This is a genomic window from Billgrantia montanilacus (assembly GCF_003336675.1).
GTDB classification, from domain to species: Bacteria; Pseudomonadota; Gammaproteobacteria; order Pseudomonadales; family Halomonadaceae; genus Halomonas; species Halomonas montanilacus.
On the sequence record NZ_QPII01000002.1, the window covers coordinates 280,594 to 306,967 of the forward strand.

24 protein-coding genes are annotated in these 26,374 nt (G+C 64.1%); 8 read left to right on the forward strand and 16 right to left on the reverse strand.

What is annotated here, in order from left to right; all coding sequences use genetic code 11:
* Positions 1–17: 17 nt before the first annotated feature.
* A complete protein-coding gene (locus DU505_RS03900) occupies positions 18–956 on the reverse strand; it encodes an ATP-binding protein (RefSeq protein ID WP_181872723.1) in 939 nt (312 codons plus the stop codon).
* Positions 957–1,068: 112 nt separating this feature from the next.
* On the opposite strand from DU505_RS03900, the gene DU505_RS03905 reads away from it, so the two are divergent.
* Entirely contained in the window at positions 1,069–2,058 is a 990-nt protein-coding gene (locus tag DU505_RS03905; RefSeq protein WP_114477685.1) for a LysR family transcriptional regulator, read from the forward strand.
* A 183-nt stretch (positions 2,059–2,241) separates the two neighbouring features.
* A complete protein-coding gene (lipA, locus tag DU505_RS03910) occupies positions 2,242–3,294 on the forward strand; it encodes a lipoyl synthase (protein WP_114477686.1) in 1,053 nt (350 codons plus the stop codon).
* 79 nt (positions 3,295–3,373) lie between these two features.
* Here the strand turns inward: lipA and lipB are convergent, their stop codons facing one another.
* The 11 genes from lipB to DU505_RS03965 all read right to left on the reverse strand — a co-directional run bounded on the left by lipB (position 3,374) and on the right by DU505_RS03965 (position 13,970).
* Positions 3,374–4,024 carry a lipoyl(octanoyl) transferase LipB gene (lipB, locus tag DU505_RS03915; RefSeq protein WP_114477687.1) on the reverse strand — a complete coding sequence of 217 codons (651 nt, stop codon included), beginning with the start codon at positions 4,022–4,024 and terminating at the stop codon, positions 3,374–3,376.
* The gene (locus DU505_RS03920; RefSeq protein ID WP_114477955.1) at positions 4,024–4,344 is read right to left on the reverse strand and encodes an HP0495 family protein; all 321 of its coding nucleotides are present in this window, start codon (positions 4,342–4,344) and stop codon (positions 4,024–4,026) included. Before DU505_RS03920 ends, lipB begins: the two co-directional genes overlap by 1 nt.
* A gap of 229 nt (positions 4,345–4,573) precedes the next feature.
* Entirely contained in the window at positions 4,574–5,725 is a 1,152-nt protein-coding gene (locus DU505_RS03925) for a D-alanyl-D-alanine carboxypeptidase family protein (protein ID WP_245947776.1), read from the reverse strand.
* A 115-nt stretch (positions 5,726–5,840) separates the two neighbouring features.
* Entirely contained in the window at positions 5,841–6,842 is a 1,002-nt protein-coding gene (locus tag DU505_RS03930) for a septal ring lytic transglycosylase RlpA family protein (RefSeq protein ID WP_114477688.1), read from the reverse strand.
* Entirely contained in the window at positions 6,839–7,903 is a 1,065-nt protein-coding gene (gene mltB / locus DU505_RS03935) for a lytic murein transglycosylase B (RefSeq protein WP_114477689.1), read from the reverse strand. The genes DU505_RS03930 and mltB overlap by 4 nt, the downstream gene beginning before the upstream one ends.
* Before the next feature lie 56 nt (positions 7,904–7,959).
* A complete protein-coding gene (rodA, locus tag DU505_RS03940) occupies positions 7,960–9,120 on the reverse strand; it encodes a rod shape-determining protein RodA (protein WP_114477690.1) in 1,161 nt (386 codons plus the stop codon).
* A gap of 3 nt (positions 9,121–9,123) precedes the next feature.
* Positions 9,124–11,031, reverse strand: a complete 1,908-nt coding sequence (mrdA, locus tag DU505_RS03945) for a penicillin-binding protein 2 (protein WP_114477691.1) — start codon at positions 11,029–11,031, stop codon at positions 9,124–9,126.
* A gap of 42 nt (positions 11,032–11,073) precedes the next feature.
* Positions 11,074–11,541: a 23S rRNA (pseudouridine(1915)-N(3))-methyltransferase RlmH gene (gene rlmH / locus DU505_RS03950; RefSeq protein WP_114477692.1), complete on the reverse strand. Its 468-nt coding sequence runs from the start codon at positions 11,539–11,541 to the stop codon at positions 11,074–11,076.
* Complete coding sequence (gene rsfS, locus DU505_RS03955) at positions 11,538–11,900, reverse strand: ribosome silencing factor (protein ID WP_114477693.1); 363 nt, start codon at positions 11,898–11,900, stop codon at positions 11,538–11,540. Before rsfS ends, rlmH begins: the two co-directional genes overlap by 4 nt.
* A gap of 67 nt (positions 11,901–11,967) precedes the next feature.
* The gene (nadD, locus tag DU505_RS03960; RefSeq protein WP_114477694.1) at positions 11,968–12,597 is read right to left on the reverse strand and encodes a nicotinate-nucleotide adenylyltransferase; all 630 of its coding nucleotides are present in this window, start codon (positions 12,595–12,597) and stop codon (positions 11,968–11,970) included.
* A 68-nt stretch (positions 12,598–12,665) separates the two neighbouring features.
* Complete coding sequence (locus DU505_RS03965) at positions 12,666–13,970, reverse strand: glutamate-5-semialdehyde dehydrogenase (protein WP_114477695.1); 1,305 nt, start codon at positions 13,968–13,970, stop codon at positions 12,666–12,668.
* Between the two features lie 94 nt (positions 13,971–14,064).
* Between DU505_RS03965 and DU505_RS03970 the strand changes: the two genes are divergently transcribed.
* The 3 genes from DU505_RS03970 to DU505_RS03980 are packed head-to-tail and all read left to right on the forward strand — an operon-like array spanning position 14,065 to position 17,296.
* Positions 14,065–14,937: a hypothetical protein gene (locus tag DU505_RS03970; RefSeq protein ID WP_114477696.1), complete on the forward strand. Its 873-nt coding sequence runs from the start codon at positions 14,065–14,067 to the stop codon at positions 14,935–14,937.
* Positions 14,927–15,862, forward strand: coding sequence for a diguanylate cyclase domain-containing protein (locus DU505_RS03975; protein ID WP_114477697.1), 936 nt, complete (start codon positions 14,927–14,929; stop codon positions 15,860–15,862). Before DU505_RS03970 ends, DU505_RS03975 begins: the two co-directional genes overlap by 11 nt.
* A 30-nt stretch (positions 15,863–15,892) precedes the next feature.
* Entirely contained in the window at positions 15,893–17,296 is a 1,404-nt protein-coding gene (locus DU505_RS03980; protein ID WP_114477698.1) for a bifunctional DedA family/phosphatase PAP2 family protein, read from the forward strand.
* 50 nt (positions 17,297–17,346) lie between these two features.
* On the opposite strand, the gene DU505_RS03985 is transcribed toward DU505_RS03980, so the two are convergent.
* The 3 genes from DU505_RS03985 to mpl are packed head-to-tail and all read right to left on the reverse strand — an operon-like array spanning position 17,347 to position 20,001.
* Positions 17,347–17,970, reverse strand: a complete 624-nt coding sequence (locus DU505_RS03985; RefSeq protein WP_181872724.1) for a LysE family translocator — start codon at positions 17,968–17,970, stop codon at positions 17,347–17,349.
* Positions 17,967–18,629, reverse strand: coding sequence for a flavin prenyltransferase UbiX (locus DU505_RS03990; RefSeq protein WP_114477699.1), 663 nt, complete (start codon positions 18,627–18,629; stop codon positions 17,967–17,969). Before DU505_RS03990 ends, DU505_RS03985 begins: the two co-directional genes overlap by 4 nt.
* Positions 18,622–20,001, reverse strand: a complete 1,380-nt coding sequence (gene mpl, locus DU505_RS03995) for a UDP-N-acetylmuramate:L-alanyl-gamma-D-glutamyl-meso-diaminopimelate ligase (protein ID WP_114477700.1) — start codon at positions 19,999–20,001, stop codon at positions 18,622–18,624. Before mpl ends, DU505_RS03990 begins: the two co-directional genes overlap by 8 nt.
* 190 nt (positions 20,002–20,191) lie before the next feature.
* On the opposite strand from mpl, the gene DU505_RS04000 reads away from it, so the two are divergent.
* On the forward strand, positions 20,192–21,451 hold the full coding sequence (locus DU505_RS04000; protein WP_114477701.1) for a 6-phosphofructokinase: 1,260 nt from the start codon (positions 20,192–20,194) through the stop codon (positions 21,449–21,451).
* Positions 21,452–21,535: 84 nt separating this feature from the next.
* On the opposite strand, the gene DU505_RS04005 is transcribed toward DU505_RS04000, so the two are convergent.
* Positions 21,536–23,188, reverse strand: a complete 1,653-nt coding sequence (locus tag DU505_RS04005; protein ID WP_422666998.1) for a bifunctional protein-serine/threonine kinase/phosphatase — start codon at positions 23,186–23,188, stop codon at positions 21,536–21,538.
* Positions 23,189–23,523: 335 nt separating this feature from the next.
* Here DU505_RS04005 and ppa point away from each other — a divergent pair, with 335 nt between their 5' ends.
* A complete protein-coding gene (ppa, locus tag DU505_RS04010) occupies positions 23,524–24,054 on the forward strand; it encodes an inorganic diphosphatase (protein WP_114477703.1) in 531 nt (176 codons plus the stop codon).
* 261 nt (positions 24,055–24,315) lie between these two features.
* A complete protein-coding gene (gene dsbD, locus DU505_RS04015) occupies positions 24,316–26,187 on the forward strand; it encodes a protein-disulfide reductase DsbD (protein WP_114477704.1) in 1,872 nt (623 codons plus the stop codon).
* Positions 26,188–26,374 lie beyond the last annotated feature (187 nt).

The following is a 26,374-nucleotide window of genomic DNA, read 5'->3' on the forward strand; positions in this document are numbered from 1 at the left end:
CTGTTTTGTAATGTTAATCAAGAATAACTAGCCGATACCTGCCACTCCGTCATTGCCCGCCGCTCCCTGCGTTCCGCTTCGGCGGCATCACGCCCCCAAACCAGCAACCTCGCGTCTGGCGCGCCGACACCATCACCTCGAGGCCGGTCGAGCCTGACCCCTGGCCCGCCGCTCAGAAAGCCCCCCGAGAGCGACAGCAAGCGCAAGCGCGCCTGGCCGGGACGACCCGGCCCATGCCCCATGTGCCCCACCCGTGGACGCCGCAGGCGACCGCCGCCGACCAGACGCAGCTGCTCTACAGCGAGGTCGAGCCCGGTAAGCACTTCGGCAAGGCCCTCATAGCCCGTCAAGCCGGGCCGCATGTAGGCGAACCCCAGTCGATTGCCCACCAATGTGAAGCTGAGCGTCGCCAGGCCGACCAGCCCAGCCGACTGGGCGCCTTTGACAGCAAGCTGGCCCAGATAGGCGCGCTGCTCCGGCGTCAGTCTGTCACTTGGTGCCACCGCAAGACCGCCATCGAGAATCTCATGCTCGATCAGGGCCAACGCCTGTCCCCGGGCGTCGACCAGTACCGGCAGATGCAGGGGAGGCGACCCATCTTCCAAGTGGCTGAGCGGGACTCCCGCTTCCCGCATCAGCTGACGGCCAGCCGACAGATCGTGCAGTGTCGCAAGCAGGCTGACACAGGGTCCGACAAACGCCAGACCGGCCTGGCGGCAGGCCTTTGCCAGGGCTATCTGGACGTCGGCCCCCGCCTCGGCGGGATGCAGCAGATCGCAGCCCAGCCGACGGGCATGCCCCATCAGCTCGTCGCCGACCTTGCCATCACTGCCGTGCCAGTCCAGCCCCAGCTCGGTACACGCCTGGCCGGCACGCAGCGCCTCCAGGCCACTGCCCACCACCATGACCGATTGCCTGGCGCTAGGCTGCCCGACAGCACTGTCGCTAGGTTTCATGAAGCCTTTCCTCGTGGATGCCGAAAACCGGGCATGACCGCTGCCCGCAGGCGGTGATAGCATGAATTCCGATGTTCAATGGGTGCCTGGCGCCCCTCCAGCGGATTGATCGATGACCACGCCAAGCCTGCTGAACCGCCTGACCTTTCGCCAACTCCAGGTCTTCCAGGCCGTGTATCGCCAACACTCCTACTCGCGGGCGGCCCAAACGCTGGGACTGACCCAGCCGGCGGTCAGCGCGCAGATCCGCCAGTTGGAACAGGTCATCGGCCAGCCCCTCTTCAAGTACACCGGCAAGACCCTGCATGTGCTGCCCGCCGCCGATGCACTATCGGCCTCGACCCTGGCCATCTTCGGCCAGGTCTCACGACTGCAGATGGCACTCTCGGACATGGCCGGCACCATCTCAGGGGAACTCAACCTGGCGGCCGTTTCCACCGCGCAATACGTTGTGCCCCACCTGATCGCACGCTTCCGCGCGCACTATCCCAATGTCCAGGTGCGCCTGCAGGTCTGCAACCGCAGCCAGGCTCTGGAGCGCCTGGCCGAGCGCCGCGACGACCTGGTAATCATGGCCATGGTGCCCGAAGACGACGACAACCTGATCTTCATGCCGATCCTGGAAAACGAACTGATACCGGTGGTGTGGCCCGGGCACCCGCTGCTGGCGGCCGCCACCCCCACCCTGGAAGACCTGGCCCAGCACTATCTACTGATGCGCGAGTCAGGATCCGGGGTTCGCACCGCCTTCGAGCAGCAGGCGGCCGAACAGGACGTCCCCCTGCCCCACACCATGGAGCTTGGTACCAACGAAGCCATCAAGCAGGGTGTGATGGCGCACCTGGGCGTTGCGGTCCTGCCACGGCTGGCCGTCAAGCTGGAGCTGGGAGCGGGCCTGCTGGCCGAACTCACCCTGCCTGGCTTTCCCCTGCGCCGCTCCTGGTGCACGGTCTATCCCCGAGATCGCTTCCCCACCCCGGTGACGGAGCTATTCCTGCGCTTCGTGCGCGAGCGACTCGGCGAATTCGACGCTCATTTCAAGGCGCCACCCAAGCCGATTCCGGATCACGGCGTGGTGTGCCTGCCAATTCAGCCGACCTGAGCCACGGCGCGCCCGCCTCGGCTGTCCCCTCCCAGGGCGAATATGGTAGATTAGCGGCCTGCGTCCAACGTATCAATCTGCGCGCCATGCAGCGCTCGTGACGTTGTCGTCGCCCCTTCCGGGCGCCTTCGACGTACAGCCACATGGCCCTGGCAGCCGCCGAGTGGAGGGGCTCACACCCTTATGAGCGACAGCACCTCAAAACGCGTGCCCAGCGGTGAGAAATTCCGCAATGAACACGGCATGGCCGTAATCAAGGATGGCATCAAGCAGCGCAAGCAGGTCGAAGAGCAGCCCGAGCCGGGCCGGAAGCCCCAGTGGCTGCGTGCCCAGATCCCCGGTGGCGAGCGCTTCGAGGCGGTCAAGAAGAATGTCAGCACACACCGCCTGAGCACCGTCTGCACCGAGTCGCACTGCCCCAACATGGGTGAGTGCTGGAGCAACGGCACGGCCACCATCATGCTGATGGGGTCGGTGTGCACGCGTGCCTGCCGCTTCTGCGCCGTGGATACCGGCAACCCCAGGGGCTGGCTCGACAGCGAGGAGCCTGCCAACACCGCCAAGTCGGTGGAGCTGATGGGGCTACGCTACGTGGTGCTGACCTCGGTGGATCGCGACGACCTGCCCGATGGCGGTGCGACGCACTACGCCGATTGCATCCGCGCCATCAAGGCGAACACGCCCAAGGTGGTGGTGGAAGCCCTCACCCCCGATTTCGACGGCGACCCGCAGGCCATCGAGCGCGTCGTCGATTCCGGCCTGGAAGTCTTTGCCCAGAACGTCGAGACGGTGGAGCGCCTTACGCACCGGGTACGCGACCCGCGTGCCGGCTACCGCAAGACGCTCGACGTGCTGGCCCATGCCAAGCGATACAAGCCGGAGGTCCTGACCAAGACCAGCCTCATGCTGGGCCTGGGCGAGACCGAGGAGGAGATCCTGGCCACCCTCGACGACCTGCGCGCCATCGGCGTGGATATCGTCACCCTCGGCCAGTACCTGCGCCCCACGCGAAACCATCTGCCGGTCGAGCGCTGGGTCACCCCCCAGGAGTTCGAACGCTATCGTCAGTTGGGGCTGGAAAAGGGCTTTCTGGAAGTGGCCTCGGGGCCACTGGTGCGCTCCAGCTATCGCGCCGACCAGGTTTTCGAGAAAAACAATCTCGGTCTCGCAGCGCCCGCCGAGGTGCCGGGCCAGGGAGCAGATACCAACCGTATCGACGCCATCAACGTCGGCTAGTGTCGCTGAGCACCGTTAGAACGGAAACAGCAGCGCGCGCCATCACTGGCGCGCGCTGCACATCAATCAATGGCCCTGCTCAAGGACTGGGCGCCAACCGCTCAGTACTGCGGATATCTCTTCCCAGCTCATGGGCCAGGCACTCGGCGAGGCGTTCGCCCACCGCCTCGGCCCCGGGGCAGTCGGTGACCAGGTCGGCCAGACGCGTCATGGCCATGCCCGCGTAGCCGCAGGGGTTGATGCGGTCGAAGGGGGAAAGATCCCCATCGACGTTGAGTGCTACCCCATGAAAACTCGCCCCGCGACGAATGCGCAGCCCCAGCGAGGCGATCTTGGCCTGACCCACGTAGACGCCGGGGGCATCGGGCCGCGCTCGCGCCTCCACATCGAACTCCGCCAGCACGGTGATCACGGCATTCTCCAGGGCTGAAACCAGATCGCGCACGCCAAGCCGAGCACGGCGTACATCCAATAGCGGATAGAGCACCACCTGTCCGGGGCCATGATAGGTCACCTGGCCGCCGCGATCGGTCTGTACCACGGGGATATCGCCCGTCATCAGCAGATGCTCCGGCTTGCCGGCCTGGCCCTGGGTGAACACCGGATCGTGTTCCACCAGCCACAGCTGGTCGGGAGTATGCTCGTCACGAGTATCGGTCAGCGTGCGCATGGCCTGCCAGACCGGTTCGTAGGCGCGGCGGCCCAGGCGATGGAGCTCAAGCTCGCCCATCAAACCACCATGTGGACGCGCCCGGTTGCCTTGAGCTCGGCGAACAGCGCCTTGAGCTGGGCTTCACCGGTGGCACGCATGGTCAGCCGCACCGACTGAAAGCGTGCGTTGCGGCTCTCCACCACTTCCAGCGTCGTTGCATCGAACTCGCTGTCGTGGCGAGACACCACTTGGCAGACCACGGCCGCGAAGTCCTCGGCGGCGTCCCCCACCACCTTGATCGGGTAGTCGCAGGGGAAGGTGATCGTGGGCGGCGCCCCAGGGGCGGCTGTCTTCGTCTTTGCTGCCCGACGCAAGTCGCGCAGGTTCCTGTCGGTCATGACCATCTACCCTTCAGAACATTTCCGAGTATTTTACTCGGCTATTTAACACGACCCAAGGACCGCCCAGGAGCCTGTCGGATTTGACCGATCATCACGAGAAATTGGATTTCGCGACAAGTTTATCGATCTGATCAGGCGAATAGCCCGCTATTTAACGAATCAGATCGAATGAAATTGGCCGAAAGACCGGATCTCGCAGTAGATCCGCGCGAAGTCCGATAGGCTTCTAGCCGAACCAGCCACCGATCAGGTTGCTGAAGAAGCGCCTGACTTGGTCGAACAGGCGTTTGAAGATATTGCCCTCCTCGATCGACTCCAGCGCCACCAGGGCCTGTTCACCGACGATGTCGTCCCCCAGCCGCACCTCCAGCGTTCCAACGCGATCACCCTGGCTGATCGGGGCGGTCAGATCCTGGCGAATATCGAGACGAGCGCTGAGCTCCTGATTGCGGGCACGGGGAACGGTCATGAAGACGTTCTCGTCAACGCCCACGCGCAGCTCGTTCCTCTCACCGCCCCAAACCCGCGGTGTATTGAGCACTGCACCTTGCTCATAGAGGCTCATCGTCTCGTAGTAGCGGAAGCCATAGCTCAGGAGTTTCTGAGTCTCCTGGGCCCGGGCCTCCTCGGAGCTGGTGCCCATCACCACAGATATCAGGCGCATATCGTCACGCTTGGCGGAAGCCACCAGACCGTAACCCGCCTCGGTCGTCCAACCCGTCTTCAACCCGTCGACGGTGGGGTCGCGCCACAGGAGGCGATTGCGATTGGGCTGACGGATATCGCTGAAGGTGAAGTACTTCTCGGCGTAAACCGCGTAGTGCTCGGGGTAGTCGTTGATAATGTATTGCGAGAGCAGTGCCATATCGCGGGCTGACGAGTACTGCTCCGGATGCGGCAGACCCGTTGCGTTCACGAAATTGGTGTTGTGCAACCCCAGCCGCGTGGCGTGCTGGTTCATCAGGTCGGCGAAGGGCGCCTCGCCTCCGGCCAGATGCTCCGCCACGGCGACACTGGCGTCGTTGCCGGAAGCGATGATGATGCCGTAGAGCAAGTTGTGGATCGACACTTCGGTATCGACCTCGATGAACATCTTCGAGCCCCCGGTGCGCCAAGCGTTCTCACTGACACGCACCATGTCGTCCATGCTGATATTGCCGCGATCCAGCTCCCGTTCCACCAGATAGGCCGTCATGAGCTTGGTGAGGCTGGCTGGCGGCAGGCGCTCGTCTGCGTTGTGCTCGACCAACACCCGTCCACTGTCGGCATCCATGAGGAACCATGACTTGGCAGCAATCTGGGGGGGGGCGGGAATCATGGTCTGAGGCGCAGGCACCTGAGGTGTAGGCACCGCCTGGGCCAGCGCCTGGGCCGTCATCAGGACCAGACTCACCAGCATCACCGGCAGCAGTAGCGGATGGCGTTTACGAAACAGCACTCTCATTGGTTCGGATCTCATCGAAAACATCGGAAAGTCAGGAGCAAGGCGCCGATCAGTCGGCACCATTGACGATAAAGGTCTGGTCAAAACCGGCGCGCCTCAGTTCGTCACGTGCCGGCTCAACCTGGGCAGCGCTGGCCAATGGCCCAACCTGGACCCGGTACATCCCGGCTGAATCTGCCACCCGCACGGGATGAGACAACTCATTGTCGAGCCTCGCCTTCAGCGCCCGGGCATTGTCCACCGACCCCAGTGCCGCAATCTGCAGATAGATGGCACCCTGGTCAGTGGTTGCTTCCGTGGCTCGGTTCGTTGCTGCGCTTTCGCGAACCGCGCCATTGGCAGACTCGGACGAAGCCTGCCGCTCCGGCTCCGCCAGCGCAACCCGTGACTCAGCGGCGGGCGGCGGCTGGACCACCGGCGAGGCACTTCGGCTCTCGCCATTGCTGCCATTCTCGGCCAGCCAGCGCTCAGCGTCGATTGCCTCTACCTTCACGCGACCGGTACCGCTGCCCAGGATATCCAGGCGCGCCGCGGCGGCATAGGAAAGGTCGATCTCACGATCATTGTGGAAGGGCCCTCGATCATTAACCCGCACGATCACGGAACGGCCGCTATCCAGGCTCGTCACCCTGGCATAGGTGGGCAGCGGCAGCGAGCGATGCGCGGCGGACATCTTGTACATGTCATAGATTTCGCCATTCGATGTGGCATAGCCGTGGAACTTCTCGCCGTACCAGGAGGCTGTTCCCTGCCGGGCATAGCCACGGGCATCGGGCAATACCCGGTAGGTCTTGCCCCACACCTCATAGGTAGGGCGGTTGCCGCCACGGGACGGTGCCTCGACACGCGGCACCGCATCCGGGATGGTACTGACGTCTGGCGGGTTCTCGGGGTAGGCATCACCACTCATGGCGTAGCGCCCGCCACCGGCAGGGGCCGCCGCGGGTGCACTGCGCGATGCCTCACGCTCACCCGAAGGCGGTGAACCTCCGCCACCGGCACAGCCGGCCAGGAGGGTCGCCAATGCCAGACCGAGATACCAGGGCTTCATTCATCACCTCCCGCGCCGTTGCTCGTCGGGTCGAGTGGGTGCATGCCCAGTGCACGCGAGGCTTCGATCGCCTCGGCCAGTTCGGTTACCGCCATGGCATAGAGATGGCTATGGTTGTAGCGGGTGATGACATAGAAGTTCTCGTGACCCACCCGGTAGCGCCAAGCCTCTTCGGACACCTCCAGGGAGAGCGGCACCACCAGGGCATCGTCATCAAGGCTGGCTTCGACCCGGATACCCGCGTCGGCAAGCTCGACGACGCTGGCATAGGGCTTGGCCGTGCGGTTGAAATCCACCGTCGCCGGCGGCGTGTCCGGCCCCTGGGCTTCATCGTAGACCGGACTGCCCGGCTCCCAGCCATGCTCCGCAAAGTAGTTGGCGACACTGCCGATGGCATCGACCGGGTTGGTCCACAGGTCCCGTACCCCGTCACCGTCGAAGTCCACGGCATAGGCGCGATAGCTGGTCGGTATGAATTGCGGGTATCCCATAGCGCCGGCGTAGGAACCTTTCAGACTACCCGGCTCCACCCCCTGCTCCCGGGTGATTTCGAGGAAGGCCGTCAGCTCGCCATGAAAGAAGCCGCCCCGAACGGGATGATGAAAGGCCAGTGTTGACAGCGAGTCGATGACCCTGTGGCGACCAGTAAAGCGCCCATAGCTGGTCTCGACGCCGATGATGGCGGCAATGATTTCCGCCGGTATGCCATAGTCGGCTTCGGCGCGGGCGAACGCCTCGCGATGCGCTTCGATAAAGGCCACGCCTCGCTCGATCCGCTCCGGCTGAAGGAAGATTTCCCGATATTCGTCCCAGCGCAGCCGGCGCTCAGCGGCACCCTCCATCGCATCCAACACGCCCTGCTGAAATTCGGCGCCGCGCAGGGCAGCCTCCAGCCACTCGCGCTCGATCCCCCGACCGGCAAGAGTATCGACAAGCTGCCTCGCTCCCTCGTGCTCCGCAGGATCAAAGTCAGCGACAATCAACCCTGGCGCCAGTGCCCACAAGGCCAATGCCGCCACGGCGCTACCGCTCGCCCTTTTCCACTTACCCACTGGCATCATTCGCTAGCCACTCCTGCTGGGGCTTGTCGGTCGGATATGATCATCGTGCACTATCGCTAACGCGGCAACAGGCGACGGTGACCATGAATGGACATGAGAATACCGAAACCCGCCAGCAAGGTCACGCTGGAGGTCCCGCCGTAACTGACCAGCGGCAGGGGCACGCCCACCACCGGCAGGATCCCGCTGACCATGCCGACATTGACGAAAACATAGATGAAGAACGTCAGGATGATGCTGCCACCGAGCAGCCGGCCGAAGGTATCGTGCGCCCCTGCCGCCAGCCACAGGCCACGGGTGACGATCATCAGGTAGAGCACCAGTACGACCAGCATGCCCATGAGCCCGAACTCCTCGCCCAGTACGGCAACGATGAAATCCGTGTGCCGTTCCGGCAGGAACTCGAGCTGGGACTGGGTACCCTGGAGCCAACCCTTGCCCCATACGCCGCCGCTGCCGATGGCGGTCGTCGACTGGATGATATTCCAGCCAGAACCCAGCGGATCGCTTTCGGGGTTGAGAAAAGTCAGAACTCGTTGGCGCTGATAGTTGTGCAGATTCAGCCACAGAAGCGGCAAGGCGGCGGCGGCCAATACGGCCAGGAAGGCGATGAAGCGCCAGGAGAGGCCGGCCAGCAGCACCACGAAGATCGCAGCGGAGGTAACCAGCAGGGAGGTACCCAGGTCGGGCTGACGCGCGATGAGCATCACCGGGACGCCGATCAGCAAGGCACAGACCAACAGATCATGCCAGCGGGGCGGCAATTCCCGGCGGCTCAGCCAGGCCGCCACCATCAATGGCATGGCCAGCTTCATCAGCTCCGATGGCTGGAAACGCACCACCCCGGGTATCGTCAACCAGCGTTGCGCCCCCATGCCCATGTCGCCCATCAGTTCGACCGCCACCAGCATGAGCAGGCTGCCACCGTAGACCAGCGGAGCCCAGCGCAGCAGCGTGGTTGGCGTCAGCTGTGCGAGCACCAGCATCACCACCACCGCTATCAGGAAGCGGGACCCCTGGGCGATGACCGCATCCATGTGTTGCCCGCTTGCGCTGTAGAGCACACCCAGACCGGCCACCATCAGCACCAGCAGCATGATCAATAGCCAGGGATCGAGATGGCTACGTTCCCAGATGCTCTTGCGACGGGCTATGCCGCTCTCGGGTGGGCGCACCGGCCGGCGGCGCAGACTTCTGGTCAGATACGTCAACGCCATCGGTCAGTTTCCCGCCACGGTGCCGGTGTCATGCTCCAACGCCTCCCGCAGTTCCTCGACATCCACTTCCTCTTCTTCCAGCAGCCAGGCGTCGGTCATGGCCCTGGCCAGGTGCGCCGCATGGGTACTGCCCCCACCGGCATTCTCCACGATCACCGACACGGCAATCTGCGGGTCTTCCAGCGGCGCGAAGGCCATGAACAGCGCATGGTCACGCAGTCGCTCGGCCAATTCCTCGGCGTTATAGCGCTGGTCCTGCCCCAGCGAGAAGACCTGGGCGGTACCCGACTTGCCCCCCATGCGGTATTCGAGTTCCACGCCGGTTCGGCGGGCAGTCCCCTCGTGGCCGGTGAGCACCTTCTCCATGCCGGAAAAGATCCTGTCCCACCATTGGTCGTTCTCGATTTTCAAATCGGGTGGGGTCGCCGGCAAATCGAGCTCCACGATCTCATCCCCGATACGACTTGCCAGGCGCGGCTTCACCCACTCGCCCCGGTTGGCCAGCACGGCCGTGGCGGTAGCCAGTTGAAGCGGGGTGACCTGCCAGTAGCCTTGGCCGATGCCCACCGACAGCGTTTCGCCGGGATACCAGGGCTGACCGAAACGGCCCCGTTTCCAATCCCGCGAAGGCATCAGAGCGGCGCTTTCACCGAAGACGTCATGACCCACCCGCTGACCGAAGCCGAAGCCACTCATCTGGTCATGCAGCCGATCGATGCCGAGGTCGTGGGCCAGCGAATAGTAATAGGTGTTGTTGGAGACAGCGATCGAGCGCTCCATATCGACACGCCCATGCCCCCAGCGCAGCCAGTTGCGATAGCGGCGACTGTCGTTGGGCAACTGGTAGAAACCGGGGTCGTTGATGGTGCGGTCCGGGGTTATCACGCCTTCGGCCAGGCCCGCCATGGCCAGGAACGGCTTGATCGTCGACCCCGGTGGATACTGGCCGCGGATAGCCCGGTTGAACAACGGCAGGTCGAGGTCTTCCTGCAGCGCCCGATAGGAGGCGAAGTCGATACCGGTGACGAACTGGTTGCTGTCGAAGCCCGGAGCCGAGACCATGGCAAGGATCTCGCCAGTGGCGGGGGCGATGGCCACGATGGAGCCACGCCGCCCGTCGAGCAGCTCGTACGCCAGGGTCTGGAGCTTCATGTCGAGGGTAAGGGTCAGGTCCTGGCCCGGCACAGGATCCGTACGCCCCAGCTCGCGCAATACCCGCCCCCGGGCATTGGTCTCGACCTTGCGTAACCCAGCCTGGCCGTGGAGCACATCCTCGTAGAATCGCTCGACACCGGTCTTGCCGATAAAGTGTGTCCCGGCATAGCGGCCAAGATCCAGTGTCTTCAGCTCCTCGGCGTTGATGCGTCCGACATAGCCCAGGGCATGCGCCGTGATATTGGCATCGGGGTAGTAGCGCAGCAGTTGAGCTTCGATCTCTATACCTGGCAGACGATGCCGGTTGACGGCCAGGCGAGCGATCTGGGCTTCATCCAGATCGCTCATCAACAGCGCCGGCTGGAAGGGACGCTGACGCTGCCGTGAGCGCAGGCGGAAGGCCTCGGCCTCCTCTTCGGAGAGCTCAAGCAAGGCTTCGAGCAGGTCGAGTGTCTCGTCCAGATCCTCGACCCGTTCGCGGGTCAGCGTCAGGTTGTAGGTGGGCCGGTTCTCGGCGAGCAGCACGCCATTGCGATCCTGGATCAGGCCACGGGTCGGGGGCAGGGGTTCGACCCGCACGCGATTCTTTTCAGAGCGAGTACTGTAGACCTCATGCTGTACCACCTGCAGGTAGACAAGCCTACCCATCAACAAGCCCGTCAGTGCCACGATCAACAAGGCGGCAAGGAGCGAACGGACTCGGAAGATGCGCAGCTCCTGCTGCGGATTCTTGAGGGTGTCACGGCGATCGCGCATGCCGACAATGACCTCTAATGAGTGTTCTGGGGGACCCGCCGATCAGCGGTGATAGGGATGCCCCACCATCAAGGTCCAGGCACGATAGAGTTGTTCGGCCAGGATCACCCTGACCAGCGGATGCGGCAAGGTCAGCGGCGACAGCGACCATCGTCGGTCGGCGCTGGCGGAGAGCTCCGGGGAGAGGCCATCGGGGCCCCCCACCATGAGCACCACGTCGCGGCCCTCCAGGCGCCAAGCCTCGCCTTCGCGGGCCAGGCGCTCGGTATTCCAGGCCTGGCCTTCGACTTCCAGTGCCACCGTGAGTTCATCCCCCCGCAGGCGTTCGCGGATGCGCTGCGCCTCGAGGGCAACGGCGCGAGCCACATCAGCATTCTTGCCCCGCTGCCCCGGAGCGATCTCCTCGATTTCAAGGGCAAAGTCCCGAGGCAATCGTTTGCGATACTCTTCTATGCCTGTATGGACCCAGGCAGGCATGCGGGTACCCACCGCCAGTAGGCGGATCCTCATGCGCCGCCGCGCTCCTCTTTGAGCTCGATGTCGCTTGGCAGGTCTGCCCAGAGGCGCTCAAGGTCGTAGAGCTGCCGGGTTTCGGGAAGCATGACATGCACGACCAGGTCACCAAGGTCCACAAGTACCCAGTCGGAGCCGGCCTGCCCCTCCACACCCAAGGGCGGATGGCCTCCCGCCTTGGACTGCTCGACAACATGGTTGGCCAGCGCTGCCACGTGCCGGGTGGAAGTACCGCTAGCCACTATCATCAGGTCGGTCACGCTGGTGAGTCGCGATACGTCCAGCATGGCCACGTCCTTGGCCTTGAGATCTTCCAGTGCATCTACCACCAATGTCTTGAGCGAATCGTTGTGCATAGCCCCTCGTCAACGGGAAGTCTTGGTCGATGCCCATTGTAGCGTCTTGCGCGTCCCCTGGCAGCGTTCAATGACGCCGATATAGTGCTCTTTCTTGAATTCGCGCCTCCACGGCCTCGGGGAGCAGGTAGCGGATACTGCTACCTTCGAGGAGACGACGGCGCACCTCGGTAGCCGAGATCGCCATTCGCGTCGGCAGCGCCAGGCGCAACAAGCTTCCCGCAGGTTCTTGAAAGAGTGCCTCGCTACAATCGACCTCCCGCCGGTGGATCAGTTCTACCAGGGCATCGGGCAAGGGGGCATCGTGATCGGGGCGATCGATCACCACCAGATGGGCCAGTTCGAAGAGGCGTTCCGGCGTTCGCCATTCCACCAGGCGAAGGAAGGCGTCGTGCCCCAATGCCATCACCAGCCTCGCTTCGGCGCCGTACTCCTCCCGCAGGCTGGCCAGGGTATCGGCACTATAGGAGGGCCCGTGGCGCTCGAGCTCACGGGCATCGGCCGTCAGGCCCGGGGTCTGGCCGATGCCGAGCCTCAGCAGCGCGAGGCGCTCTTCTGGCGGCACCGAGGGTTCATCACGCAGCGGCGGCATGCTGGCAGGCACCATGTGCACCCGGTCCAGCATCAGGCATTCTTGCAACTCGACGGCGCTGCGCAAATGGCCCAGGTGCACCGGGTCGAAGGTTCCTCCCAGCATGGCGATACGCTGCGGCCTGGACCCGCCGGCGCCCTCTCGGCCTGCCGGTCCCCTTTGGCGTGACCGTTTCACCCTCTTACCTGACCGTCGCCCAGCACCACGTACTTGCGCGTGGTGAGGCCTTCGAGGCCTACCGGGCCACGGGCATGCAGCTTGTCAGTGGAAACCCCGATTTCCGCCCCAAGGCCATATTCGAAGCCGTCAGCGAAGCGGGTCGAGGCATTGACCATCACCGAACTGGAATCGACCTCGGTCATGAAGCGCCGGGCCAGGCCATAGTGCTCGGTGACAATGGCGTCGGTATGGTGAGAGCCGTAGCGTTCGATATGCGCGATCGCGGCGTCCATGCCGTCGACCACGCGAATCGCCAACACCGGCGCCAGGTACTCGGCTTCCCAGTCCGCCTCGCTGGCGGGAGTGGCGTCCCTCAGCATACGGCAGGTCCGCTCACAGCCACGCAGCTCGACCCCATGCTCGGCATAGGCCGCCGCCAACCGAGGCAACAGCGATTCGGCCAGCGGCGCATCGACCAGCAGCGTTTCCATGGTATTGCAGGTACCGTAGCGCTGGGTCTTGGCATTGATCGCGATGGCCAGGGCCTTTTCCGGATCGGCGGTGGCGTCGATATAGACATGGCAGACGCCGTCCAGGTGCTTGATCACCGGCACACGCGCCTCCCGGGTGATACGCTCGATCAGCGACTTCCCCCCGCGGGGAATGATCACGTCCACGTACTCCGGCATGGCAATCAAGCGCCCAACGGCCGCACGATCCGTGGTCGCCACTACCTGCACCGCGCTTTCGGGCAGCCCGACATCGCGCAAGCCCTCGCGGATGCAGGTCGAAATGGCAGCATTGGAATCACGAGCCTCCGAGCCGCCACGCAGTATGCAGGCATTGCCGGACTTGAGACACAGACTGGCAGCCTCGAGGGTCACATTGGGCCGCGACTCGTAGATGATGCCGATGACACCGATCGGCACTCTCATCTGGCCGACCTGGATGCCGCTGGGACGCATCCTCATGCCATCGATCTCACCCACCGGGTCGGGCAGGGCTGCAACCTGCAGCAGGCCTTCCACCATGGCGTCGAGTCGTCCATCATCGAGCGCCAGGCGGTCAAGCAGGGCGGCATCGAGTCCGCTGTCGCGGCCCCGGGCAAGGTCTCTTTCGTTGGCGGCGAGTATTTCGCCACGATGACGCCGAAGATGGTCGGCCATGGCCCGCAGGGCGCCGTTCTTGTCGGCAGTGACAGCGCGGCGCATCTGGCTGGCGGCGGCACGGGCGGCCAGGCCCAGGCTAGCCATGTAGGCATCGACATCGCCGACGGCCTGTTCGGCGGAGGATGCGGTTCGTGAGGCGTGAGCGGACATGCGGTATCAATATCTCCTGAGCTACAGCCTCAGATGGGCTGTGGACGTTATACTGGCGCGACGTCGTGTCGATCACCATAGATAGTAAGGCACCATGCAAAGCAAGTACAAAGTTGGGCTGATGCGCCTGAACCTGCTGGCCGCTGCGATGCTGCTGGCACTGCTGGCCTACCAGACGGAACTCTTCGCCAGTACCTTGCTGTTATGGCTGGCTGTTGCCTGGCTGGCCGTCACGGCAACCCTGCTCGAATTCAGTCATCGACGCCCCGCCACTGTCCCCTGGCAGCTGCTTCCCGGCCTCCTGCTCGCTGGCCTGCTGTGGACCGACCCCGAGCGCCACGCGTTATGGATCTGGAGCTGGCCGGCCCTGTTGATGCTGCCTCAACCGGGGTGGATGTTGGGCTTCACCTTCGTGCTGGCCAGCCTTGCCTGGTGGTCACTCATCGACATACTCGGCTTCGAGCAGGCCCTCTTTTCGGGGCTTCTCCTGCTGACTCTGATGCTGCTCGGGCTGGCTCGCAATCTTCAGCTCCAGCCGCTGCGACACGCCTCACGCCAACGCGTCCGCCTGGCTCCCGGCCTTCCGCTATGGACCGCGCACCAGTTGGCCACCGACCTGCGCCGTGAACGAGCACGTTGCCGCCGTGAAGGGGTGCATGGTGAATTGCTGCTGCTCGGCACATCTCGCCACCTGCTTTGGCCGCTGGCTCAGGACCTGTGTCGACACACGCACGATTTCGAAACCTGCTACCGGCTCAACCAGCGTACGCTGGCCGCCCTTCTGCTCAGCCGGGACCCGGAGCAGGCCAGTTCCCGTCGCCAGGAACTCCTCGACGGCTTGCGAGCCCCGGTGAAGGCAAGGTTCACCTTCCTCGAAGTCGCCGGTTCTCTCGACGAGCAACTGGCTCGATTCGACAAGCAGGACAGCGTCCTTGCGATCGACCCGGAGCCCGACCATGGAAGATGAGAGCAAGTGGTCGTCAACCCGGATTGCCATTGCCTATGCCGCCGGTTCCCTGCTGCTGGGCGGCTATGCCTTGTGGCATTACCTGATGGGCGACTACGACCGCATCCTGATCCCTGCCATCCTGGCCCTGCTGATACTGGTCGCCACGCTGCTGCGTCTCGCACTGGCCAACAAGGCGCGTCTCTCGGCCTATCTGGTGCTGATTGCTGGCTACCTGATGTTGGCGCTCGAGCTGCCGCAGCTCGATAGCGCCGCCCCCTTCTGGGCGGGCCTGGCCCCCCTGCTGACGCTACTGCTGGTGCCTCTGCCCCCAGCCATACTGCTCAACATCCTGTTGGCACCGGTCTGGCTGGTGTTGGTCGACGATGGTCATCTCGATGGCGAGCTGGTCCTGGGTTACCTCGCGCTGATGGTCGTTGCAGCGCTGGCGCCCTGGGAGCAGAGTCGCCAGCATGCCTTGCTGAAGGCCACCGATCCCAGGGACCCGCAGTGCAACGCGCTGGCCAAGGATACCCTGGACGAACTCCTCGCCAGTGAATACCAGCGCACCGAACTGCTTCACCAACCGCTTGCCGTTCTGGCCATTCACCTGCCTCAGCTGGAGATGGCCAGCGAGCAGTTCGGCAGCCGGGCACGCCAATCGCTACTGGACGCACTCTGTTGGGAGGTCAATCGTTGCTCCCGACGGCATGACTTCCTGGGACGCCATGGCCCAGCTACCTTCTGGCTGGTGTTGCCCGATACCAGCGAGAGCGGTGCCCAGATGGTCCAGCAGCGAATCGAGCAGGCCATCGACCGCACGGTACTGGTGGACACCGGGCCACTTCGCGCGCCCACCGTGCTCTGCCAGCGCTTCGCCGGTGAATCATGGCAGCGGTTCGAACAACGCTTGCTGACAATGACCCGACGACTCACTGAGCAATGACGCATGCCGTTGCCCTAAAGGAGCCGATGCTTGAGCCTGACCGAGACCCTTTATCAGCTCGCCCCTTCGCCGGGAATGCTGCTCTTCCTCATTGGCCTGATCGCCTTGCTCGAGTCCCTGGCGCTGGTGGGCCTGATACTCCCCGGCGTGATCCTGATTACCGCCGCTGCGTCGCTGGCAGGGCACCAGGACCTGGCCATCACGGCCATTCTGCTGGCGGCCTTTTCCGGCGCGGTCATCGGCGACGGATTGAGCTTCGTCCTGGGCTATACCCAGCGGGAGCGGGTCACGCGACTCTGGCCCTTCTCGCGCCACCCGGAGTGGCTGGCACGAGGCGCCCGTTTCTTCCAGCGCTACGGCAGCCTTTCAGTGTTCTTCGGACGATTTGTCGGTCCGGTACGTCCGGTGATACCGCTGATTGCCGGCATGCTGCACATGTCGCCGCGGGCCTTCGTCTGGGCCAACGTCGCCTCGGCGGCCCTATGGGCGCCCGCCTATGTCCTGCCCGGCTACCTGCTGGGCCAGACCTGGCAACAACTCCTCGGCCTGCCCCCCGGCCTGGGTGGCTTGCTGATCGCCCTGACACTGATGGTGGTGGCACTGGCGGTCACTTTCTCCTGGCTACGCCAGCAGTTCAGCCGCCGCGGCCGACTCTACCGCCTGCTGGCAAGCGGGGCTAGACGCCATCCGGTAATGCGACGACTGTGGCTGACGCACAGCTGGCGTGGCCGCAGCGAAATCCCGCTGGCAAGCTGGTTGCTGCTGATCTTCTCACTAGCAGGGCTCTCTGGCCTTACCATCGCCGTGATACGCCAGCGCGGCCCCTTCGAGCTTGATCTCAAGGTGCACGCCCTGTTCGACAACCTGGTGGTTCCGGCCCTGCCCGCTGCCGGGCAACTGTTGGCGCGCATCGGTGACATGTACGGCATTCTGGCTCTGGTCATCCCCTGGGGGCTCTGGCTACTGGCGAGGCGACACCTGGCGGCTCTCACCCATTTCGCCGCCGGCCTAGGTGCCATCGCCCTGCTCAACACCCTGGGGAAAGCGATCATTGGCAGATCGCGACCGGATTCCCCCGACTATCTCACCGGCTCGCTGGCCTACCCCAGCGCCCACGCCTCCTCCGCCGTGGTGCTATATGGCTTGGCCGCCGCCTTCCTGGCTCAGGAATTGCCGCACCAGCGGCGCTTCTGGGCCTACTGGGTCGCCATTGCACTGACGCTCCCGATGGCCCTGTCTCGTCTCACCATCGGCGTACACTGGCTCAGCGACCTGATCGGCGGTGCACTGCTGGGACTGGTGGTCTGCGCGCTCGTCCGACTCTCTTGGCAGCGCAGGCCCCGCCCGACCCTGGCGCCCTGCCCCTGGATCTCGCTGACCGCAGCGTCGCTGGTCCTGATCGGGGCCCGGGTGGCCTGGCTGCCACCGGTATAGGTGCTGCCCGGTGGCGGCACGGCTCATGCTTCGCTCATTCATTGCTCAGCTCAGCCCAGTGCCAGCCACAGCCCCACCCCGACCATCAGCGAACCGGCGATTCGATTGAGCAGCCTCACATTGCCGCTCTCGCCGAGCAGGCGTCGCAGGCTTCGCCCGCCGGCGGCATAGAGCAGCAGGCAGAGGAATTCGATCGTCAGAATCAGCGTGATCAGCACAGCCAGCTGGCCCGGCAATGCGCGAGAGGCATCCAGAAAGGGGGGCAGCAACGCCACGAAGAAGGCCCAGCCCTTGGGGTTGGCCACCGCGGTGACGAACCCCTGCAGCGCCAACTGGCCGCGTGAGGCCGGCGGCAGGTCGACGTTTTCGAGAGGAATCGCCATGCGACCCCGAGAACGCCACATCATCACACCCAGATAGCCCAGATAGACACCCCCGACCCATTTGAACAGGGCAAAGAGCTCCGGCTGGCGCAGCATCAGCGTGGCGACACCGGCACCAGCGGCAAAGGCCACCAGCCCCACGCCCACCAGCTCGCCGGCCATCATCCACAGGGTGCGCCTCACGCCCTGGGTCATGCCCAGCACCATCGACAGCGTCATGCACATGCCCGGCGTCAGAGAGACGAAAAGGAAGGTCGGAATGAAGACCGACAGGATCGATAGCTTGATCAAGCGTTCTCTCCACCGCTCTCTCCGCCTTCCGACGCCCCCCAGCGGGGCATCAGGCGATGCTCGATCTCGAGCTGATTGAGAATTCGGGCGACGATGAAGTCGATCAAGTCGCCGACCCCTTGGGGTCGATGGTAGAACCCTGGCGCGGCGGGCAGGATCACCGCACCTAGCCGGGACAAAGCCAGCATGTGCTCGAGATGGATCGCCGACAGCGGGGTCTCACGGGGCACCAGTATCAGGCGTCGGCGCTCCTTAAGGGCAACGTCCGCGGCCCGCTCGATCAGATTGTTGCTGGCACCGGTCGCCACTGCCGATAGCGTCCCGGTGGAACAGGGGCAGATCACCATGGCCGACGGGGCACCTGAGCCGGAGGCCACCGGGGCCAGCCAGTCCTCGCGCCCAAAGCAGCGAATCTGGCCCGGCGCCGCGGCGGTAAGCTCGGCCAACGCCTGAACCAGACGTTCGGGCCTCGCCGGCAGTTCCCGTTCGGTCTCGGTGGCGATGACCAGATGCGCCGCCTTGGACACCATCACCCACACCTCATGCTCAGCCGCGACCAGCACCTCGATCAGGCGCAGTCCGTACTGGGCCCCCGAAGCCCCTGTGATGGCGACGGTGACCGGCGCCTTGAAGCCCTTATCCGATACCGCCTCAGCCATGCGCCACCTCCAGGGCCGACAGCAGCTTCTCATGGATGCCGCCGAACCCGCCGTTGGACATCACCACGATACGGTCCAGCGGCCTGGCCTCGGCGACCAGCTCAGCAACCAGCGCATCGATATCCGAGACCAGCCGAGCCGGCTGGGGAATGGCCGACAACACCGACTCCAGAGACCAGTCAAGCCCGGCAGGCTGATACCAGAAGCTCTGGTCGGCGGCGGCGACGCTCGCCGCCAGCCGGGCACTCAAGGTGCCCAGACGCATGGTATTGGAACGCGGCTCGATCACCGCCAGCAGCCGCCCCCGTGTCGTGGCGGCACGGAGACCTTCGAGCGTTGTCGCGATCGCCGTGGGGTGGTGGGCGAAGTCATCGATGACCTGGATGCCGGCCACCTCGCCACGCACCTCCTGGCGCCGCCGCGGCGTCTCGAAGCGTGCCAGCGCCGCACAGCCCCGGGCCAGGTCGATGCCGCACGCATGGGCCGCCGCCAGAGCCGCCAGGGCATTGCGTGCGTTATGGGTACCCGTCAACGGCCAGTCGACCACCGCATCCTCATCGACTTCCGCCTGCTGGTGAATCACCCGAAAGCGACTCGCATCATCGCGCTCCAGCGCGAACCGCCATGGGCTCGAGGGTGCACCGCCCAGTCGTTCGACGGGCGTCCAGCATCCCTGGGCAAGAACGCGATCGAGGGCCGGTTCATCATCGGCCACCAGCAGCTTTCCGCGGCCGGGAACGGTTCTCACCAGATGATGGAACTGGCGTTCGATGGCGGCGAGGTCGGCAAAGATATCCGCATGGTCGAATTCCAGATTACCGAGGATCGCGATCTCCGGGCGGTAATGAACGAACTTGGAGCGCTTGTCGAAGAAGGCCGTATCGTACTCGTCGGCCTCGACCACGAAGGGGGCTTCCGCCGCCCCAAGGCGAGCAGAGATACCGAAGTTGCGAGGCACCCCTCCGATCAGGAAGCCTGGCGCAAGGCCGGCAGACTCCAGCAGCCAGGCCAACAGGCTCGCCGTGGTGGTCTTGCCATGAGTGCCGGCTACGGCGATGACCCGCCGCCCCGGCAGGACATGTTCCGCCAGCCACTGGGGGCCTGACACGTAGGGTAGCCCCTGGTTCAACACCGCCTCCACCTCGAGGTTGCCGCGGGAGAGCGCATTGCCGACGATCACCAGGTCCGGGCGAGGGACGAGATTGGCCACGGCATACCCCTCGCGCAGCGCGATGCCGGCCTCCTCCAGTTGGGTGCTCATGGGCGGATAGACATCGGCATCCGAACCGCTGACCTGGAAACCCAGCTCGCGTGCCAATAGCGCCAGACTGCCCATGAATGTGCCACAGATGCCGAGAATATGCAGGTGCATCAGAATCCGACCTTATCGACAGGGAAACGGGCGCCAAGGCCCTATGCAGAAGAGTCGGCAGACTATCACGGCCCGACGATACGCCTCCAGCGGCGTGCAGCCACGTCGACTTTCAACTAGAATAATGCGCCTTTTCGTGAAGCATGAAACGGACCATTCCCCCGCACGTGATCAGGAGCAAGCAAGCCCCATGGCCCAGCATAACGCCTTCTATGCCCAGTCTGGCGGTGTCACCGCCGTGATCAATGCCAGCGCATGCGGAGTGATTGAAGCCTGCAAGCGTCACTCCGACCGCATCGGCAAGGTCTATGCCGGACACAATGGCATCATCGGCGCCCTGACCGAAGACCTGATCGACGTCAGCCAGGAAAGCGACGAAACCATCACTGCGCTGCGTCATACGCCCGGCGGGGCCTTCGGCTCCTGTCGCTACAAGCTCAAGGACATCGAGTCGCACCGCGCCCAGTATGAGCGCCTGATCGAGGTCTTCCGCGCCCACGACATCCGCTACTTCTTCTACAACGGCGGCGGCGACAGCGCCGACACCTGTCTCAAGGTGTCCCAGCTCTCCGAAAAGCTCGGCTATCCCTTGACCGCGATTCATGTGCCCAAGACCGTCGACAACGACCTGCCGATCACCGACAACTCACCGGGTTTCGGCAGCGTGGCCAAGTACATCGCCACTTCCACACTCGAGGCCTCGCTGGATATCGCTTCCATGTGCGCCACCTCGACCAAGGTCTTCGTGCTCGAGGTCATGGGTCGCCATGCCGGCTGGATCGCCGCCGCTGGAGCACTTGCGGGGAACGGTGAAGGCGAGCCCCCCCACCTGGTGATCTTTCCCGAAGTTGCCTTCGATCGCGCTCGGGTCATGGCCCGGGTGGAAGAGGCAGTCCAGAAGTATGGCTACTGCGTGATCGTGGTCTCCGAGGGCGCACGCTACGAGGATGGCACCTTCCTGGCTGATTCGGGCAACACCGATGCCTTCGGCCATCGCCAGCTGGGCGGCGTGGCACCCACCCTGGCAGGCATGGTCAAGCAGGACCTGGGCTACAAATACCACTGGGCCGTGGCCGACTACCTGCAGCGCGCCGCCCGCCACCTGGCCTCGAAGACCGACGTCGAACAGGCCTATGCGGTCGGGCAGAAGGCGGTGGAGCTGGCCATCGAAGGCAAGAACTCGATGATGCCGGCCATCAAGCGGGTCAGCGAGACGCCCTACGAGTGGCGCATCGAAGCGGCACCGCTGGCCGAGGTGGCCAACCGAGAGAAATTCATGCCCGCCGAATACATCCGCGAGGACGGCTTCGGTATCACTGAAGCCTGCCGTCAATACCTGTCACCACTGATCCAGGGCGAGGATTACCCGCCCTACGAGAACGGCCTGCCCAAGGTCGCCCGCCTCAAGCTCGCCAAGGTCGAGCGCAAGCTGAAGGAATTCAAGCTCTGAGCACCGGTCCTGGCCAGGGACGGCCAGCCCTGATCCGGTACGTACCCCCTCTCTCAAACCGTTCAGGACATGTCTCTGTCACTCTTATCGCAGTAACCAGGACAGTACCAGCAGCAGCAGCAGGATCCCGGCGATACCCTGCCAGAAATTGGCCGGCTCGCGCAGCAGGCGAGAAGGTTTCACCACCGTCTTCCCCCGGCCGTCCTGATGCCGCAATGCATAGAGAAACTCCGACATGCGCCGGAAACGCAGCGGGCGCTGCGGGTCCAGCGCCCGGCGCAGGGTATCGTCCAATTCCAGCGTGACCTCGGGATTGAACAGTCGGGCACTGCGATAGCTCAATTGCTCGAGGTCGGTGTGCCCCCGCAGCTGGTTCGGTGGCAGCTCATAGGGCAACTTGTCGGTCAACAGCCAATAGACGGTGGATGCCAGCGAGTACTGGTCACTGCGCCGGCCTACGCTATCACCGAGTGCATATTCAGGGGCGTTGTGTTCGCTGAGTCCGAGCTGGCGGGCCAGCTCGCGGGAGCGACGATGCCCCTCCAGATCACGCATGTGGCAGGCACTGAAATCGGTCAGCACGACCTGGCCATGGACATCAATGAGAACGTTCTCAGGATGAATGCGCTGATGCAGTAGATCGCGATGGTGGAGCGCCTGTACGGCTTTGCCCAGTTGAACCGCCATGTCCAGCCGCTGCGCCAGGCTGGCCTGGGGATGGCGCCTGGCCCAGTCGGCCAGGGTCATGCCGTCCACGTAGACCATCAGGTAATAGAGATACCGGCGCGGTCGGGAAGGCTCCATGACGCGAGCCACGAAGGGCGACTTGACCCGCTCAACCACCCACTGCTGCAGCAGGAAGTGTTCGAGGTAGGCGTTGCGGGTGGAGAGCTCCGGGCTTGGGGCCTTCATTACCATCTCACGCTCGGTTCGCGTATCACGCACCCGATAGACACGCGACTGGGCGGTGCGCGACAGCACCTCCTGCACTTCCAAACCATCAATGCGCTCGCCGGGCGAAAGCTCCGGAGGGATCGGCAGGTCCCCATAGATGCGGCCAGGGTGGTCGCGGCCCTCATCCGGCAGCTGGTCAATGCGCACCAGTTGAAAACAGAATTGATCGGCGCCGTAGCCCCGAGACTGGGCGCGGTCACTCGCCGCGCTGGCCAGCCGTTCGCAGGCGGCATCGAGGTCACTGGCATCCTGGCGTATCAGCTGGACATAGTCCGACGGCATCAACGTGCCCCGTACCGCCTGAGTCGTGAACAGAAAGATATCGCCCTGCTTTAGGGGGAGTTGCAGGTAATCGATATCGATGCTGCCATCCAACCCCAGCGCACGGGACGGATAACGATACCCGCCCAGATCGGTGATGTGATCCCGCGACAGCTGCTCGAATTCCGCTCCGCGCAGGCGAAAGACCAGGGTGTCGCCCATGTGAAAGAGGTGGGCCTCGCGAGACTGGAAGACCATGGCGGAGAGGGACGAGACATAGCTACCGCCCTCGACGAAGGTGCTCTGGCTATAGCACCAGCCATTGAGGGCACGCAGCACGCGTGTCGCTGAGGTCTTCACATCCCAGTGATCGGGGGTGGAAAAATAGTCGGCAAGAAAGCCACGCACGCTGAGGTCACCCGCCTGCTTGGCAATGGCGTTGCGCGAGCTGGTATCGCTGATCAGGGCGCAGGCTCCCTTCGCTGCGAGCTGAGCAGCCTCGTCGGGGATCCGAACCGACATGGAGCTGCGGTGGCGACGGCGGTCCGGGGCCACGAAGGCCTGACCGACATTCAATGACAGCTGGGAAGATACCAAGGCACGCTCCTCACGATTGCCGCTTGCGCTATGTGTTGCCAGGTGCTGCCGTCGATCGGCCTGTCTACTGCTACTTGCGCAGGACATCATACACGCTTGCCAAGACCCAAGCCTGTCAACCAAAGCCCAAGCCGGTGACAAAAAGCCGACTCATCACCTATGTCGCATTGATAATCCCCAGCCCGGCTCCGTATAATTTGCCGCATTTCAGGCCACCCGCATTTTCGCCAAAGCATTTCCGCCAAACCAAGGAAGCGACGATGAACTTCGATAACATCCCTGCCGGCAAAGATCTCCCCAATGATGTCTATGTGGCGATCGAGATTCCTGCCCACCATGCTCCGGTCAAGTACGAGATCGACAAGGAAATGGGCACCCTGCTGGTGGATCGCTTCATGGCCACCCCGATGTTCTACCCGGCCAACTACGGTTTCATCCCCCACACCCTGGCCGACGATGGCGACCCACTTGACGCCCTGGTGGTCACTCCCGTTCCGGTCCAGGCAGGCAGCATCATCCGTGCCCGGCCAGTAGGCATCCTGAACATGACCGATGAAGCCGGCGAGGATGCCAAGCTCGTCTGCGTGCCCCACGCCAAGCTGAGCACACTGTATGACGACGTGCATGAGGTCACCGACCTGCCCGAGCTGTTGCGTCAGCAGATCGCCCACTTCTTCGAGAACTACAAGGATCTCGAGAAGGGCAAATGGGTGAAGGTGGAGTCCTGGGAAGGTGCCGATGCCGCGCGCAAGGCCATTGAAAAATCCGTGGCAGCCTACGAAAAAGCCTGATTCCGCTTCTCGTCCAGCATGATGCCACGGGCCGCCCACCAGGCGGCCCGTGTCGTTATCGGCATCCAATCCAGCTCGGCCGCACCCCGGGCCAGTGGCATGACGAATCGCCAGTGCGACAAACGAACGCAGCCGGCCAGGCCCTCTACGGTTCAAATGCCATATAGACGTGAGTTAATCTGTTAACGCCCCCTGCGCCACCCTTGGTGAACTCCGCTCTGCAAGGCGAGTCTCAATGGCGCCCAACCTGGCCTGAAAAGGATGACTGCGTTGCCGATCCGCTACCCGATTCGATGGCTGGCCCTGGGTCTGCTCCTGTGTCTGCCACTCGTCGCCCACGCGCAGTGGTTCTCCTCCTCATCGAGCAACCAGGGTGACTTCCTGCCGGTCATGGAGGCCTTCCAGCCCAGCGCCTGGCATGACGGCGAGACGCTCTACATCGGTTTCGAGAATGCCACGGGGTATTATCTCTATCGCCATCAGCTCGACGTCGAAAGCCGTAACGCCGGCCCCGAACTGGGCAAGCCGGAAATACCGCCGGGCGAGTTCAAGAGCGACGAGTTCCTTGGCGACGTCTATGTATTCTATGACCGGGTCGTATTCGAAGCCCCCATCGACGGCGACGCCGCCGGTCCGCTGGATATCACGGTCCGTTTCCAGGGCTGTGCCGACGCCGGGCTCTGCTACCCCCCGGAGCAGGTCGACCTGGAGGCACCGGAGCGCGCCATGCCCGCCGCATTCCTGGGTTGGCGTGACGCCGCCGAGGGCGCCGGCGACGCGAATCGCACCACGAATGCACCCGGCATGCCGCAGGCACCGCAGAGCGAAGACGGCCGCTTCAATGCCCTGATCAGTAACGCCAGCCTGCCGCTGACCCTCGGCCTGTTCTTCCTGGCCGGCCTGGCATTGACCTTCACGCCCTGCGTGCTGCCTATGGTCCCGATTCTCTCCTCGATCATCGTCGGCCAGAATCCGACCCGGTCCCGCGCCTTCGTCCTCTCGGCCAGCTATGTCGGCGGCATGTCACTGACCTACGCCGCGGTCGGCATACTGATGGGACTGTTCGGCGCCGGCCTCAACCTGCAGGCCCATCTGCAGTCGGCGCCGGTATTGATCACCTTCGCCGGCCTTTTCACCCTCTTCGCCCTGGCCATGTTCGGCACCTTTGACCTGCGCCTTCCCCCTCGACTGGCCGGGCGCGTCGATGCCTGGCAGGCTCGCGCCCAGCGGAGCGGACCTCTCGGCCTGGCCGGCGCCGGCTCACTCTCGGTGCTGGTGGTCTCGCCCTGCGTCTCGGCACCGCTGGCTGGCGCCCTGGTGTTTATCTCCACCACTGGAGACGCCATCATGGGCGGCGCCGCCCTGCTAGCGCTGGGCCTGGGAATGGGCGTGCCATTGCTGCTGGTCGGCACCTTTGGCGCAACATCGCTGCCACGCACCGGTGCCTGGATGAACGGCGTCAAGATACTCTTCGGCATCCTGCTGCTCGGGGTGGCGATCTGGCTGGTGGAACGCTTGCTACCGGCTCCTGTCACCTTGCTGCTGTGGGCCGCCCTTGCCATTGGCAGCGCCCTGGCCCTGGGCGCACTGTCGCTCAACCTTGCACAGGGCTGGCCACGGGTCCGCCAGGCCGCGGGCCTGCTGCTGCTCGCCTGGGGCATTGCCCTGGTGATCGGCGCAGCACGCGGAGGCCATGATCCGCTGCGTCCCCTGGCCCCACCGCTGGCCCAGACGGGCGGCGCCCAGCAGGCGGCCGAGATCACCACCGTCGATGACCTGGCGACATTGGAGGCCGCCCTGCAGCGCAACGCCGAGCAGGCCATCCCCTCCTTCGTCCACTTCACCGCCGACTGGTGCATTTCCTGCAAGCAGATGGAACGACAGGTCTACCCCGACCCCCAGGTGGCAGAGCCGTTGTCGCAATTCGCTCGCATCAATGTCGACGTGACGGACACCGGCGAATCGTCCCGCGAACTGCTGGATCACTTCGGCCTGTTCGGCCCACCCAGCCTGATGTTCTTCGACCAGGGCGAAGAGATTCGCGAGGCCCGTATCCAAGGCGAAGTACGAGCCAACGATTTTGCCGGTCACCTGCAGGGCGTCCTCGACTGGCTTGGGCAACGCAGCAGTTGACCCAGGCGCACCACGCCTGTCATGAACCTTGTCCGTACTCCCCTCCAGCCGGGATGGCGAACACCGTTCCCTCTGGCTGGACATCGCTCACAATTTTAGGCACACTCCGCCAACAACACTTATCAAGGCCGATAGCGTCGGCAATATTCGACATCTTGCCGGGATCTATCGAAAGTTGGCTTGGGTT